Consider the following 13,923-nt stretch of genomic DNA (forward strand, 5'->3'; position numbering starts at 1 on the left):
GCTTTTTTTGTGCACTGCTACGGCTATTGAGTATGCTCAAAAGGGTTGCCGGGCACTACAAGCACTACGCGCTCGCGCTCGACTACCACCTGGCCGGGTAGGGCGCCCTTGGGCTTGCGCACAAACTTCTTGGGCGTCACCGTTACGGGGCATAAGGAGTCGTGCTGGCGGCGCGAATACCAGCCCGCCAGCTGGGCGGCCCGCTCCACCACCGGCTCGGGCACTGGCTGCCCCGCCCGGTGCCGGATAACGACGTGCGAGCCCGTCACGTCTTTGGCGTGCAGCCACAAATCCTCTTTATGAGCGTACTTCTGGGTTAGCAGGTCGTTATTCTGAGCATTACGACCCACCAGAATGGTGAAGCCGTGGTCTTCAAAGACTTTGAAGGGCAACTCGTTGGCCGCTTTGGCGGGGGTAGCGGCCGGGTCGAGGCCGTGCTGTTTGCGCCAAGTGCGCAAGCCGCGCAGCTCTTGTAGGGCGGGTTGGGTTTCCAGTTCTTCTAGCTGCTCTAGGGCTTGCAAGGCCTCGGTTTCGCGGCGCGCAATGCGGGTTTGGAGCTGCTTTTCTTCAATCTGCTGGTTTTTGGCCTTGCGATATAGGTTTTCGGCGGTGCGCTGGGGCTTTTCGAGCGGTTTGAGTTTGAGGGTTGTAGGCTCATTTGTATAAAAATCCACCACCTCCAGCTCCGTCGCGCCCGGCGCAATGGTGTGCAGGTTAGCCATAATGAGGTCGGCGCGGTGGCGGTAGCCGGCCTCATGAGCCAATGCGTGCAGGCGCTGGCTGGCCAACTGGGCACTGGTGGCGGCTTCTTCGGCGCGGCGCTCTAGTAGCTGGCGCAACTGGCGGCGCTCGGTTTCGAGGGCCCGCCGTGCCAACGCCTGCGGCACAAAGCGCCGCAACGCCGCGATGGGGTCGGTGCCGGGCAGGGTCTCGAGTACCGCTCCCAGCGGCACGAGGCTGAGGCGCGTGCGGCCATCAAGATAAATAATGTAATAGTGCGCAGGGCTCTCCAACTCACGCAGCAACTCGGCCACTAGCAGCTGCTTCTGGGCCAGCGGGGCCGGGTCGTAGCCGCGCTGCTCGCGCAGGAAGCGGCCCGGCAAATCGCTTAGGGCCGGCGGCAACTTACCCGATGGCATTACCTCAGCCCTACCGGCCTCGGCCGTGGCTGGGGGGGTAGGAGCCGGGCTAGGCAGCAGCGTGGCATCGGCCGCGTAGCGCTGGTGAAAGAGCTGGGCCGGGGCCGAGGGGGTAGGGCGAAAAATAGCGTTCGGGCGCGGCCCGTACAGCTTAAACGCCAGGGTAGCGTTGTCTTCCACAAATGTGAATTGCAGTACCCGGTCCTGCGGCCAAGCCTCGACGTGCGCCACGGTGCGGCCCAGCAGCTCCGGTAGCAAATCGACGGAATTCTGGCGGGCGCGGTGGAAGCTCTCGGGCAAAGCCAGCGCCGGAAAGGCGGCACCTAGCTGCGCTTTCAGCCAAAATTCGCCCCCGAGTGCATCCAGCAAACCCACCACTAGCTCATCTTTTTCTTGCGAGAAACAGCTGGCTACGCGGTAGCCGCGCAAGCGCACCGTCAGGGCCGGAGCCAGTTGGCGCAAAAAATAATAATTGGTGTGCATCAGGGTTTATCGTTGGCAGCCAGCGTAAGAAAAAGCCTTGCTAGCTAAGGAAAAATTAGTGAGGAGGCTAGGTGATGGCGGCTAAATAGCTGGCCGACAACCGCAGCCGGCTGCCGTACCAGCTAAACAATTCGCCGTCCACAAGCTGCACAGCGGCCTCTGGGCAAATAGCCCGAAATTCGGTCACATGCTTTTCCGCAAATGGATACGGCTCCGACGATAACAATATGCGAGCGGGTGCCGCCGCCGCCAGCTGCTCGGCCGTTATTTCGGGGTAGCGGCCCAGCGCGCCGAATACGTTGCGCAGGCCCGCCCGGTGCAGCATATCATCAATAAAAGTGCCGCCAGCGGCCACCATATACGGCTTGCGCCATATAAAGTAAGCCACCGAAATAACGGGTTCAGTAGCAGCCAACGCGGCAAACGATGCCTCGATTTCGGCGGCTATGCGTTCGGCTGGCGCCTTGGCACCCGCAATAAAGCCGACCTGCCGAATCATTTGCAGCGCTTCGGGCAGCGTGCTGATATCGCTGAGCCACACGGGGTAGTGCGCGGCCAGCTGCTCGATACCGGCCTGGTAATTTTCTTCCTTATTCCCAAGGATTAAGTCAGGTTTTAGAGCGGCTATTTTGTGAAAATCGAAGTTTTTAGTGCCACCAATAACGGCCGCCGACTGTCGGGCTCCGGCCGGATGAAGGCAAAACTTGGTTACTCCCACCACGCGCTCGCCCAGCCCTAAGTCAAACAAAAGCTCGGTTTGCGAGGGCACCAGCGAAACAATGCGTTGTGGCGGAAAAGGCACGGCCACGCGCCGCCCCAGCTGGTCAGCTACGGTGAGGGGTAGGGCCGGAAACTGCGGTAAATCCATATAAAACGGTCATCCTCAGTTAGTGGCTTTTGCGAGGGTTGTGCAAGCGGCCGCTAACTGAGGATGAGGAACTGTTTTTACTTGCCTACCTACGAGAAGTAGCGGAAGTCGTGGTTATCCTCGATACGCAGCAGCGTTTCGTAGATGAGCTTAGTTACGTTGTCCACGTCATCTTTGTGCACTGTCTCCACGGTGGTGTGCATGTACTTGAGGGGTAGGGAGATAAGTGCCGACGCCACGCCCGAGCCCGAGTAGGCAAAGGCGTCGGTGTCGGTGCCGGTGGCGCGGGTAGCAGCGGCGCGCTGAAACGGAATGTCCGTTTCTTGGGCAGTACTGATGATGAGGTCGCGCAGGTTGTTTTGCACGGCCGGGCCGTAGGTAATGACCGGGCCTTTGCCGCAGGAAATATCGCCGGCCGTTTTCTTCTCATACATCGGCGACTGGCTGTCGTGCGTCACGTCAGTGATGATGGCCACGTCGGGGTTGATGCGGTGGGCAATCATCTCGGCGCCGCGCAGGCCAATTTCTTCCTGCACCGCATTCACGATGTAGAGGCCAAAGGGCAGCGTGCGGCCATTGTCTTTAAGCATGCGGGCCACTTCGGCCACCATGAAACCGCCTACTCGGTTGTCGAGGGCGCGGCCTACGTAGTACTTGTCGTTCAGGGTCATAAGCTCGTCCTCAAACGTCACGACTGTGCCCACGTGAATGCCCATCTCGGCTACTTCATCGGCCGAGGAAGCGCCGCAGTCTAGAAAAATCGTCTCAATAGTCGGCGCCTTATCCTGTTCAATTTTGCGCACGTGGATGGCCGGCCAGCCGAAAATCCCCTTCACAATGCCCTTGTCGCCGAAGATGTTGACCCGCTTGCTAGGCGCCACCAACGCGTCGGAGCCGCCGTTGCGGCGCAGGTACAGATAACCTTCTTTGGTGATGTAATTTACGAAATACGAGATTTCGTCGGCGTGCGCTTCAATCACGACTTTGTACTGCGCATCCGGGTTGATAACGCCTACTACGGTGCCATAGGTATCGACGAAATACGAGTCGATATAGGGTTTAATATACTCTAACCACAGTTTTTGGCCCTCTTTTTCGAAGCCCGTGGGGGAAGGGTTATTAAGGTATTTTTGGAGAAACTCGAAGGATTCAGGACGCATTTTTACTTGTGTCATGCTGAGTTTGCGAAGCATCTTATCACGTTCGCAAGGCTCGGGTATAGGGTAATTCTGACAAAAGCAGCCCGTGATAAGATGCTCCCTTCGTCAGCATGACAGAGTGGGAATTACAGCGGAATGTTCCCGTGTTTTTTGCGCGGCAGCGTATCCACCTTATTCTCCAGCATCTTAAAAGCTCGAATTAACTTCTGCCGAGTTTGCGAAGGCAGGATTACCTCGTCGACGAAGCCGCGGTGGGCGGCGCGGTAGGGGGTAGCAAACTTTTGCTGGTAGTCGTCCACCTTCTCTTGCAGCTTGGCTTCGGGGTCTTCGGCCTGGGCAATTTCGCGTTTGAAGATGATTTCGGCGGCGCCCTTGGCGCCCATCACGGCAATTTCGGCGGTGGGCCAGGCAAAGTTGAGGTCGGCGCCGATGTGCTTGCTGTTCATCACGTCATACGCCCCGCCGTAGGCTTTGCGGGTAATGACGGTGATGCGCGGCACGGTGGCCTCGCAGAACGCGTAAAGCAGCTTGGCGCCGTTGGTGATGATGCCGCGCCACTCTTGGTCGGTGCCGGGCAGGAAGCCGGGCACGTCTTCGAGCACGAGCAGCGGAATGTTAAACGAGTCGCAGAAACGCACGAAACGCGCGGCTTTGGTGCTGGCGTTGATGTCGAGCACGCCGGCCAGCACGGCCGGCTGGTTGCCCACAATGCCGATGCTGCGGCCAGCCAGCCGCGCAAAGCCTACCACAATATTCTCGGCAAAGTTTTGGTGCACCTCCATAAAGGAGCCTGCATCAATCAGGCCCTCAACAACTTCGCGAATGTCGTAGGGTTGGTTGGCGTTGTCGGGAATGAGCGTGTCGAGCTGCGGGCGGCTTTCGTCTTGGCCGAGGGGGTAGGGCTGGGCGGGCGCGGTTTCCTCGCAGTTTTGGGGCATGTAGCTCAGCAGCTGCTTGAGCTGCTGAATGCACACTACCTCGTTGGCGGCGGTGAAGTGCGTGACGCCGCTTTTGGTGCTGTGCGTGCTGGCGCCGCCAAGCTCCTCGCTAGTCACGTTTTCGTGGGTAACGGTTTTGACCACGTTGGGGCCGGTCACGAACATGTAGCTGGTGTTTTCGACCATCAAGATGAAGTCCGTAATGGCCGGTGAGTACACCGCGCCGCCTGCGCACGGCCCCATAATGGCCGAAAGCTGCGGCACCACGCCGCTGGCCAGCGTATTCTTATAGAAGATGTCGGCGTAGCCACCGAGGCTCACTACCCCCTCCTGAATGCGCGCCCCGCCCGAGTCGTTGAGGCCGATAACGGGGGCGCCGTTTTTCATGGCCAGGTCCATGATTTTGACGATTTTCTCGGCGTGGGTTTCGCTCAGCGAGCCGCCAAACACCGTAAAATCCTGCGAGAAAATGTACACCAAACGGCCGTGCACCGTGCCGTAGCCCGTCACCACGCCATCGCCAAGGTAGTATTCTTTGTCGAGGCCAAAGTCCTTGGAGCGGTGCATTACGAACTTGCCAATCTCCTCAAACGAACCTTCATCTACTAGCAGGTCAATGCGTTCGCGGGCCGTGAGCTTGCCTTTTTTATGTTGGGCGTCGATGCGAGCCTGGCCCCCGCCAAGGAGGGCTTCCTGGTTCTTGGCGGCCAGCAGGTCGGTTTTAGAAAGGGTTGGGTGGGCGGCTACGTGGGGGTCGGCCATCGGGGTAGGGCGGGAGAAAAAGTAACTTTTTGTTAAAGCCCAAAGATAGGTAGCTGTAGCGCGGACTCTACGGGTAGGCGCGTAGGCAGCTTAAAACCGCTTTACGCGTTGACTTGCCGAGCCGCCGCTACCTCAGCTATCCCAGCCCAGGTCCGCATTAATAGGGGGGGTAGGGTCCAGCGATTTCCACAAGTACTTACAGGCCAAGGTGCGGTAGGGGCGCCAGGGCTCAGCCAGTACCAGCATTTTCTTGTGCAGCGCCCGGCCGGTTTCTTCCAGGCTATAGAGCTTGCGCATGGCGTTTTGGATGCCCAAGTCACCCTCGCTGAACACGTCGGGTTGGTCGAGGGCAAACATTTGAAGCATCTGGGCCGTCCAGCGCCCTACCCCCTTTATGGCAGTGAGGTGCTTGGTAAACGCTTCCTCATCAAGCTGGCTCAGGTGCTCGTAGTCGAGCAGGCCGCGCTCTTGGTAGTCGGCAATGGCTTGGAGGTAGCCAGCCTTTTGGCGCGAAAGACCCGCCTCGCGCAGCTCGTCTTCGCTAAGGCGCAGCACCTCGCGGGGCTCGGGGTAGCCATCGGGCCGAAAAAGGGCGGTGAAGCGCCGCCAAATGGCTGCCGCCGCCTTGGTCGAAATCTGCTGGCTGACAATAGCACGCAGCAGGGCCAGGTACAAGTCTTCGTGGGCGGCGGGCCGCACCGGCGTGGCAACGCGGGCAATGGCCTGTGCCAAAATAGGGTCGGCCTGGGCGAGGTGGGCCAGGCCAGCAGCGTGCCAATGTGGCTCAGCAGCAGCCGCTAAAGCAGAAGAATCGGGCATAAAATTAATCGCGTTTGAGGTCGCGGGGGTAGGTCGGGATGGCGATAATCTCCAGCTTGGTGCCGGTTTCGCTCAGGCGTAGGCCCGTGAGGCAGTGGCCAAGAGCCGCCCCCGTATCGAGGTAAATGGTGTTCGATTTTTCGTCGCGCTCGGGTGCGTTGCTTTCGGTAGGCGTGTGGCCCACTACTTGCAGCTGGCCCATATTGCGCAGCGGGCCGCGCCGCCACAGCACGCCATCGTTATTAACTCGGTTGAGCGGCAGCGGCGTATTGGCAAAGCCCGCGTGCGAAAACAGCACATGCTCGTTTTGCCAAAATAGTGGGCGGTCGGCCAGCCAGGCCGCGTGCGGCGCCAGCCAGTTGCGCTGGCGCTGGTATTGCAGCAGCGTCGCCCTACCCCCCCAACTCAGCCAAGGCGAGTAGGGGCCGTTCGGCCCCAAGTGCTCGGCCATGGCCCAGTCGTGGTTGCCCTGCAAAAACAGGGTTTTGGTGGGAAAGTCCTGGCTGAGCTGGCGGCAGAGTTCTACCGTTTCGGGGCTGAAGCCGCCGCGGTCTACCAAGTCGCCGAGTTGCACCAGCATTTCCTCCGCCGGCCGCCAGTGGGTAAGCAGCTCGCGGAAGGTGTGCAGGCAGCCGTGGATATCGGCAATCACAAAGAAATTCATACTTCATTAAGAACAGCAACTGCCCCGCTTGGGTGCCGGAAAGTAGCCAGCCAAGCCGCAGCCAGCCCAAAAAAACACTAGTCGGCCTGCGCGTTTGCCTCCGGCCGCCCTACTCCCAGCCACCGTACCAACGGCCCAATAGTCAGCCCCTGCCCAATAATCGAAAATACCACTACTACGTAGGTAATGCCCACTAGCAGCTCGCGAGGCGCCGCAGCCGGCAGGCCCAGCGCCAGCGCCACCGACAGCCCCCCGCGCAGGCCGCCCCACGTAAGCATGGCTACCCCGTGGCGCGAGGGCCGAAAATGGGGGTTCAATTTGAGTACGCTTAGCGGCAGCGCCACGGCTAGCAGCCGCGCCAGGAGCACTACCCCAATGGCCACCAGCCCGGCCCACACCGTGCGCTGGGGCAGGTGCAGCACCAGCACTTCGAGGCCCATCAGGACGAAGAGTAAAGCGTTGAGCACTTCGTCGATGAGCTCCCAAAATTTATCCACGTAGTCCTGCGACTCCTCCGACAGCAGGCGGCCGCTGCGACTAAAGTGGCCTACCAGCAAGCCGGCCACCACCATCGCCAGCGGCCCCGAGGTGTGTAAATGCTGGGCCAGGGCCGTGCCACCCACCACCAGCGCCAGCGTCAGCAATACTTCTACCTGGTAGTTGTCGATGGAGCGCAGCAGCCAGGCCGTGGCTAGGCCCAGGGCCGTGCCGAGGGCTAAGCCGCCCACCGCTTCCTGCAAAAAAATGGCCAGCGCGCGGCCCACCGATACTTCTTGCGGGCCCAGCCGCGCTACTTCCAGCAGCACCACAAACAGCACGACTCCCACGCCATCGTTGAACAGTGATTCGCCTACTATCTTCAATTCCAGGTCTTTAGCGATATTGGCTTTGGTTAGAATACTTAGCACCGCTACCGGGTCGGTGGGTGAAATGAGCGCCCCAAACAGCAGGCAGTAAGTAAGGGGGGTAGGCAGCCCCAGCCAGGGCAGCACCACGTACATGGCCCCACCCACCAGCCCCGTGCTCAGCGGCGTGCTGATGAGTGCCAGCGTGCCCACCGGCCAGCGCAGCTTGCCCAGCCGCCGGGCATCGACGTGAATGGCCCCGGCGAAAAGCAAAAACCCCAGCATCACCTGCATCACTAGGGCGCTGAAGTCGATGTGGCTTACCAACGCGGCCAAGTGTAGTACCGGCCCCACGCCCAGCTGCGCCAAGCCAATCAGCCCCAGCGACAGCAGTAGCCCCAGGCTCATCAGGCCAATGGCCGGGGGCATTTTGAGGAAGCGGAGGTTGAGATAGGCAAAAGCAGCTGCCATCACCAGCAGCAAAGCCAAAGCATTATATAAATCCATGCGGTCAGTAAAGGAGGAGGGGGTAGGCTGCCGCTAGTACGCAAAGACTAAGCTGGCCGGCCGGCCCCAGCTAGCTCCGGCAAAGCGGCTATTACCCGCGCCAGCATGTCGTCCGTCACGTCGAGGTGCGTGACAAAGCGCACCCAGCTGCCCCCAAAGCCGCTGGCCTTGATGCCCTGCGCCTCGAGCCGGCTCAGGCAGTCAGCCACCGTCAGGTGGCTTTCATCGAGCCGAAAAATTACTAGGTTCGTTTCGGGCGCCAAAATTTCGGCTACGTAGGGCAGCGGGCGTAGCGCCTCGGCTAGCTGGGCGGCGCGGCGGTGGTCGTCGGCTAGGCGCGCCACATTGTTTTCTAAGGCAAATAGCCCGGCTGCGGCCAAGTAGCCCGCCTGCCGCCAGCCGCCCCCAAATAATTTACGCAGCCGCTTGCAGCCATTAATAAACTCTTGCGAGCCCAACAGCACCGAGCCCACTGGCGCCCCAAGCCCTTTGCTCAGGCACACCGAAATCGAATCGAACAGCGTGCCATAGTCCTCGCTGCGCTGGCCAGTAGCCACCAAGGCGTTGAAGATGCGCGCACCGTCGAGGTGCAGCGCTAGGCCGTGTTGCTTGGCCACGGCAGCAATCTCCACCAAGTCAGCCCATTGGTAGCAGCTGCCACCGCCACGGTTGTGGGTGTTTTCGAGGCACACCAGCCGGGTAGTGGGGTAGTGAACGTTGCCGGTGGGCCGAATGGCACCCGCTATTTGGCTGGCCGTGAGGCGGCCCCGCTCGCCGGGCAGCAGCGCCACTGAGGCCCGGGCATGGTGCATGATGCCGCCTACTTCCCACAAATACACGTGGGCCGAAGCTTCGCAAATGACTTCCGACACGGGCGCGCAGTGCGCCATAATGGCCAACTGGTTGGTCATCGTGCCCGAGGGGCAAAATAGGCCAGCGGCCATGCCGAAGCGCGCCGCTAGGCTGGTTTCCAGCTCGCGCACGGTGGGGTCTTCCTCATACACGTCGTCGCCAACGGCGGCCGCCTGCATAGCAGCCAGCATGGGGGGGGTAGGGCGCGTCACGGTATCGGAGCGCAAGTCGATGAGGGGCAGGGTAGAAAGAGGGAAAGCCAAAGGATTGAGCAAAAGGTTTGGGATTTCAAAAGTAAAGCCTTATTTTTGCACCTCATTTGCCAGAAGTCCCCCAGAACTCTAATTGCCCCGAATATCATGTCCGTTACCCGTCTAAAGCGCAAGCACCGCAAAAACATTGCCCGTGCCAACAATGAAACGCGCAAAATCAAGAACTTGCTGCGTACGCCCGTGCTGAAGAACGTGGACTTGGACGAGCTGAAGTCGCGTTTCACTACGTCGGCGCCCGTGGAGGCTGCCGATGAAAAAAAAAATTCTGAGCCTAGCGTAAAGGCCGAAGGCCTGCTGGACAAAGTAGCTCACGCTGCTTCGGCCGCTGCCGAAAAAGTAAAGCAGGTAGCCAGCGACGCTGCCGAAGCCGTTACGCACACCAGCGCTTTTGAAGCTGTGCAGGAAGCTGCCCACAACCTCGTGGAAGGCGCTAAGCATGTCATCAGCAGCGATAGCCCCGAAGAAAACCAAGCCACCAAAGCCAACCAGACTGGTAGCGAAGGCTTCGACGCCGCTGAAGCCGAAACCAAGCCGGTGAACGAAGACGGCCAAGAAGGCGAGCACCCCAAGCCTGAAATCGCTTTGTAGTTCGCGTTTAGTGGGCACTTGCCTGCTAAGCCTGGTCTAAACAACTAAAAAGCGCCTCCCTTTTCGAAGGGAGGCGCTTTTTTATGGGGTAGGGCGATAGCTATTCGGTTAGCGCGCTGCGCGGGCCCAGCTCCACTACTTGCACGTCCACTACTTTGCCTTGGTCGATGCCAAAGCGCACGAGCGTCCGCACTTTGTGGAAGCCGTGCCGCCCTGCGGCGCCGGGGTTCAGGTGCAGCAAGTGCAGCTTGGGGTCGGGCATGACGCGCAAAATATGCGAGTGCCCCGACACGAATAGCCCCGGCCGTGCCTGGGCCAACAGTTGCCGGGCTGCCGGAGAGTAGTGGCCGGGGTAGCCGCCAATGTGCGTCATCAATACCCGCAGGCCCTCTACCTCAAAGTCTTGTACCAGCGGTTCGGTGCCACGAATTTCGGGCCCGTCGATATTGCCATACACGCCCCGAAACACTGGCGCCAGCCCCGCCAGCTCCATTACTACATCGGCGGCGCCGAAGTCGCCGGCGTGCCATATTTCGTCGGCCCCGCGCAAATGGTGGGTAATGCGTTCGTCGAGGTAGCCGTGGGTATCTGAAAGCAAGCCGATGCGCGTCATAAGCCACAAAGATGCAGCCGGACTGCCGAGCTAGCGCTGAAATGAAAGCAGCGTGTATCTTGCAGCGCTCTCCGCCGTATGGGCAGCACCGGGGGCAGTTGCGGCCGGCTCTCGCTTTTCATTTCCGATTTTTTCCCGATGAACGTTTTCATCAACGATGTTCCGCTGATTATTAAAAAGCTCAGCGAGAAGGTGTACAAGCATAAATACGACCTCGTTCTCGCGGCCGATGATGACTTCACCAGCAAAGACCTGGTTGGCGACGTGCTCGTGCGCGACGCTACCCCCGCCTTCCTCGACCGCCTGCTGCGGCTGATGGAAGTAAAAAAACTTAAAAAACTTGACTCGCTCACCATGTTGGTGCGCAAAAAGAAAAATCTCATTTTGCACCTCAAAGACCAGTTCAAAATTGCCAAGGCCGCGGGTGGCCTGGTAGTGAAGAACGGGCAGGTGCTCATGATTTACCGCCTCGGAAAGTGGGATTTGCCCAAGGGTAAGCTCAAGAGCGATGAGGACGTGGCCCTGGGAGCCATGCGTGAAGTAGAAGAAGAATGCAATATTAAGGTAGAGTTGGGTGAAGAATTACCCAGCACTTGGCATTCTTACGCCTATAAAGGCAACAAGATGCTCAAGAAAACCAGTTGGTTTGTGATGCAATGCCTCGACGATTCGGTGATGCGCCCTCAAACCGAGGAATACATTGAGGAAGTGCGCTGGATGTCGCCCCAAGATGCTCTAGCGCGTCTCGAAGAGTCGTATGCTTCCATCACGCTAGTAGTACGCCACTACTTGAGCGAGATGGCCGGCAAGCCTGCCAAAACGACTACTTCCGACTAATGAAAGGCCAGGTGTGGGGTAGGGGGGTATTTACTAGGGATAAGTTGCGCCCGCTGGCTAGCGCGCTAGTAGGTGGCGGCTTACTTCTTTTGGGGGCTTGTTCCGGTGCCCACGAGCCCACTCACGTGCCCATTTCAAGCATAAAAAGAGATAGTATAGCGCCCACAGTTAATGTGCCGGCCTTGCTCGGCACCTCAATTGATGGCCTGCGCCATCGGTTAGGAGTGCCCAAGCCGCTGCCGCCAGGTTTTAGCGACCCGGTTATGGGCCCTGCCGGAGGCTTAGAACTACCCGATTCAGCTTTGGCATTTAAGATGCAGGGCTTTACGCTCGTAGCTAACTATGATGCCCGTACCCGGCAGGTGCGCGACCTGTTGCTAGTAGGCCAGCACGAGGATAGCCTGATGGGCCGGGCTTCCTTGCAGTCCAATGCCGCTAATTACTTGGTGTTGCCTGTGTTTCAGACGGGTAGTGCCAATCGCTTACTAGGTTTGCGCATCGTTCCTACTAAACCTACTAAATAAGTTTGCCCACAGAAAAGCCCCGCTGACACTTAGTCAACGGGGCTTTTCTGTGGGCAAACTTATTTAGTAGGTTTAACCAATCAAATGATTAGTTAACCACAGTACAAAAGTGGGTGGGAATGAGCGGCGTAGTGCCCGCAAATGTACGAATGATAGCTCGCAAATCCCACAAACGTTTGCGGAAGTTTTACTGCTCAAATCACACCTAGCCAAGCGGTAGTTCAACGTGATTGCCTACCCCCATCTTTTTCTCAAACGTTGAGCATAAGCTAGGCTGGCTGTGGCGCAGCCGTAAAACTGCCGTTATGGTAGGTTTACGGGGGGGTAGGCAGGGCCACTATTCCCCAAAGTTTCCTTAGCTTTACCCAGCCCCCGCCCACTGCGGCGCCAGGGTATTTTCTTTCTTCTCTTTTACTTCTTCGTTTACTGCATGCAACCTGCTACCGCCAGCCTGCGCCCGCTACCGCCCCAAACGGCCTCGGGCAGCCATCCGCGCGGCCTCTACCTGCTGTTCGCCACCGAAATGTGGGAACGCTTCAGTTACTACGGCATGCGTGCCGTGCTGGTGCTCTTCCTGACTAAAGCCATGATGATGGACAAGGCGTTCGCGTCGAAGTTCTATGGTGGCTACACAAGTTTAGTGTACCTAACGCCGCTTATCGGCGGCTTTATCTCGGACCGCTACTGGGGCAATCGGCGCTCTATCACGGTAGGCGGCTTGCTAATGGCCGTGGGGCAATTCACGCTATTTGCGGCGGCCAATATTTACGGCACACCCGCTAGCCACTGGCTGCTCTACGCGGGCCTGGGAATGATGATTGTGGGCAACGGCTTCTTTAAACCCAATATCTCGTCGATGGTGGGCTCGCTGTATTCGGCGGGCGACACGCGCAAGGATGCCGCTTACACCATCTTCTACATGGGCATCAACTTGGGCTCTTTCATTGGCAACACCATCACTAGCCTTATCGGTGATACTGGCCACCCCGGCGATTTTCGCTGGGCGTTTTTGGCTTGCGGTATTGCGATGGTGCTAGGCACGGCAGTTTTTAACTGGGGTAAGGGCAAATACTTACATACGCCCGAGGGCGTGCAACTGGGCTTAACGCCCGCTCATTCGGGCGGCGTGAAGGGCATTTTCGCCTTGTTGCCGGTATTGTTTGCCTTGGTACTGGGTATTCTGTGGCTTGATTCGGCCATGTTCCCCACTATTGCGCCACTACTAGGTATCGCGTTGGTAGCCATTGGCTTCATGATTTTCAGCGACAAGTCGCTGACCGGAGCCGATGTGCAAGGCATCATGGTCATCTTTATCGTGTCGTTTTTCGTGGTGTTTTTCTGGGCTGCTTTCGAGCAGGCACCCGCTTCCCTCACGTTCTTCGCGGATGAGCAAATGGACCGAACCATTTTCGGTTACGAGCTGCCAGCCAGTATCTTCCAGAATCTAAATGCTATTTTCGTGGTGGCCGGCGCGCCGCTGGTGGCGTTGGTTTGGACGGCCCTGGGCAAGCGCGGTACCGAGCCCGCTTCGCCCGTTAAAATGGCGATGGGCCTGGCGCTACTGGCCGCTGGCTACCTCGTTATGTGCTTTGGCGTGCACAACTTAGTGCCCGGTGTGAAAGTGAGCATGTTCTTCCTAGTAGCGCTGTATTTCCTGCATTCGGCTGGCGAGCTATGCCTGTCGCCCATCGGCATGTCGCTGGTGAATAAACTCGCCCCGGTCAAGTTCGCCTCGTTGCTAATGGCTGTGTGGTTCTTAGCTAATGCGGCGGCCAACTACCTCGCTGGCTACATGAGCAGTCTCTACCCCGACCCCAAATCGACGAAGCCCGCGCCGGTGTTGCTAGGCTTCCACATTACTAGCCTCTACGACTTTTTCATGGTGTTTGTCGTATCGGCAGCCGTGGCAGCCGGTCTGTTGTTCCTCATCAGCGGCCGCTTGGCCAAAATGATGGATGCCCGCAACTACCCACCTGCGGTAGGATAGAGGGGGTCAGAACTCATCCCAACAAAAAGCCCCGCTGGACATTGTCCAGCGGGGCTTTTTGTTGG

General features: G+C 58.7%; 13 protein-coding genes. 4 read left to right on the plus strand and 9 right to left on the minus strand.

The annotated features are described in order from the left end of the window. Positions 1-23: 23 nt before the first annotated feature. The 8 genes from GO988_RS15020 to GO988_RS15055 form a co-directional block, all read right to left on the minus strand. Positions 24-1,622 carry an NFACT RNA binding domain-containing protein gene (locus tag GO988_RS15020; protein ID WP_157566847.1) on the minus strand — a complete coding sequence of 533 codons (1,599 nt, stop codon included), beginning with the start codon at positions 1,620-1,622 and terminating at the stop codon, positions 24-26. Between the two features lie 67 nt (positions 1,623-1,689). Beyond that, positions 1,690-2,490 carry a helical backbone metal receptor gene (locus tag GO988_RS15025; RefSeq protein WP_157566849.1) on the minus strand — a complete coding sequence of 267 codons (801 nt, stop codon included), beginning with the start codon at positions 2,488-2,490 and terminating at the stop codon, positions 1,690-1,692. An 89-nt stretch (positions 2,491-2,579) separates the two neighbouring features. Then, complete coding sequence (locus GO988_RS15030; RefSeq protein WP_157566851.1) at positions 2,580-3,650, minus strand: M42 family metallopeptidase; 1,071 nt, start codon at positions 3,648-3,650, stop codon at positions 2,580-2,582. Positions 3,651-3,775: 125 nt separating this feature from the next. Beyond that, positions 3,776-5,350 carry an acyl-CoA carboxylase subunit beta gene (locus GO988_RS15035; protein ID WP_157566853.1) on the minus strand — a complete coding sequence of 525 codons (1,575 nt, stop codon included), beginning with the start codon at positions 5,348-5,350 and terminating at the stop codon, positions 3,776-3,778. 132 nt (positions 5,351-5,482) lie between these two features. Then, on the minus strand, positions 5,483-6,169 hold the full coding sequence (locus GO988_RS15040; protein WP_157566855.1) for a DNA-3-methyladenine glycosylase family protein: 687 nt from the start codon (positions 6,167-6,169) through the stop codon (positions 5,483-5,485). 4 nt (positions 6,170-6,173) lie between these two features. Further along, complete coding sequence (locus tag GO988_RS15045; protein WP_157566857.1) at positions 6,174-6,833, minus strand: metallophosphoesterase; 660 nt, start codon at positions 6,831-6,833, stop codon at positions 6,174-6,176. Between the two features lie 77 nt (positions 6,834-6,910). Then, positions 6,911-8,185 carry a cation:proton antiporter gene (locus tag GO988_RS15050; RefSeq protein WP_157566860.1) on the minus strand — a complete coding sequence of 425 codons (1,275 nt, stop codon included), beginning with the start codon at positions 8,183-8,185 and terminating at the stop codon, positions 6,911-6,913. Positions 8,186-8,232: 47 nt separating this feature from the next. Next, positions 8,233-9,300 carry a threonine aldolase family protein gene (locus GO988_RS15055; RefSeq protein WP_262885686.1) on the minus strand — a complete coding sequence of 356 codons (1,068 nt, stop codon included), beginning with the start codon at positions 9,298-9,300 and terminating at the stop codon, positions 8,233-8,235. A 96-nt stretch (positions 9,301-9,396) separates the two neighbouring features. Here GO988_RS15055 and GO988_RS15060 point away from each other — a divergent pair, with 96 nt between their 5' ends. After that, entirely contained in the window at positions 9,397-9,897 is a 501-nt protein-coding gene (locus GO988_RS15060; protein WP_157566862.1) for a hypothetical protein, read from the plus strand. A 100-nt stretch (positions 9,898-9,997) separates the two neighbouring features. Here GO988_RS15060 and GO988_RS15065 read toward each other — a convergent pair whose 3' ends face one another. Continuing rightward, positions 9,998-10,510: a metallophosphoesterase family protein gene (locus GO988_RS15065; protein ID WP_157566864.1), complete on the minus strand. Its 513-nt coding sequence runs from the start codon at positions 10,508-10,510 to the stop codon at positions 9,998-10,000. 138 nt (positions 10,511-10,648) lie between these two features. Between GO988_RS15065 and GO988_RS15070 the strand changes: the two genes are divergently transcribed. The 3 genes from GO988_RS15070 (at position 10,649) to GO988_RS15080 (ending at position 13,858) form a co-directional block, all read left to right on the plus strand. Next, entirely contained in the window at positions 10,649-11,347 is a 699-nt protein-coding gene (locus GO988_RS15070; protein ID WP_157566866.1) for an NUDIX hydrolase, read from the plus strand. Between the two features lie 302 nt (positions 11,348-11,649). After that, positions 11,650-11,871, plus strand: coding sequence for a hypothetical protein (locus tag GO988_RS23795; protein ID WP_198172780.1), 222 nt, complete (start codon positions 11,650-11,652; stop codon positions 11,869-11,871). 430 nt (positions 11,872-12,301) lie between these two features. Continuing rightward, positions 12,302-13,858, plus strand: a complete 1,557-nt coding sequence (locus GO988_RS15080) for a peptide MFS transporter (protein WP_157566870.1) — start codon at positions 12,302-12,304, stop codon at positions 13,856-13,858. The last annotated feature ends 65 nt before the right edge of the window (positions 13,859-13,923 follow it).

This window comes from Hymenobacter ginkgonis (assembly GCF_009755225.1).
Lineage (GTDB): Bacteria > Bacteroidota > Bacteroidia > Cytophagales > Hymenobacteraceae > Hymenobacter > Hymenobacter ginkgonis.

Excerpts from the sequence above, each read along its gene's own strand:
- GO988_RS15070 (WP_157566866.1), top strand. The coding sequence starts at position 10,649 with ATGAACGTTTTCATCAACGATGTTCCGCTGATTATTAAAAAGCTCAGC.
- GO988_RS15080 (WP_157566870.1), top strand. The coding sequence starts at position 12,302 with ATGCAACCTGCTACCGCCAGCCTGCGCCCGCTACCGCCCCAAACGGCC.
- GO988_RS15025 (WP_157566849.1), bottom strand. The coding sequence starts at position 2,490 with ATGGATTTACCGCAGTTTCCGGCCCTACCCCTCACCGTAGCTGACCAG.
- GO988_RS15030 (WP_157566851.1), bottom strand. The coding sequence starts at position 3,650 with ATGCGTCCTGAATCCTTCGAGTTTCTCCAAAAATACCTTAATAACCCT.
- GO988_RS15060 (WP_157566862.1), top strand. The coding sequence starts at position 9,397 with ATGTCCGTTACCCGTCTAAAGCGCAAGCACCGCAAAAACATTGCCCGT.
- GO988_RS15040 (WP_157566855.1), bottom strand. The coding sequence starts at position 6,169 with ATGCCCGATTCTTCTGCTTTAGCGGCTGCTGCTGAGCCACATTGGCAC.
- GO988_RS15020 (WP_157566847.1), bottom strand. The coding sequence starts at position 1,622 with ATGCACACCAATTATTATTTTTTGCGCCAACTGGCTCCGGCCCTGACG.
- GO988_RS15035 (WP_157566853.1), bottom strand. The coding sequence starts at position 5,350 with ATGGCCGACCCCCACGTAGCCGCCCACCCAACCCTTTCTAAAACCGAC.
- GO988_RS15045 (WP_157566857.1), bottom strand. The coding sequence starts at position 6,833 with ATGAATTTCTTTGTGATTGCCGATATCCACGGCTGCCTGCACACCTTC.
- GO988_RS15065 (WP_157566864.1), bottom strand. The coding sequence starts at position 10,510 with ATGACGCGCATCGGCTTGCTTTCAGATACCCACGGCTACCTCGACGAA.
- GO988_RS15050 (WP_157566860.1), bottom strand. The coding sequence starts at position 8,185 with ATGGATTTATATAATGCTTTGGCTTTGCTGCTGGTGATGGCAGCTGCT.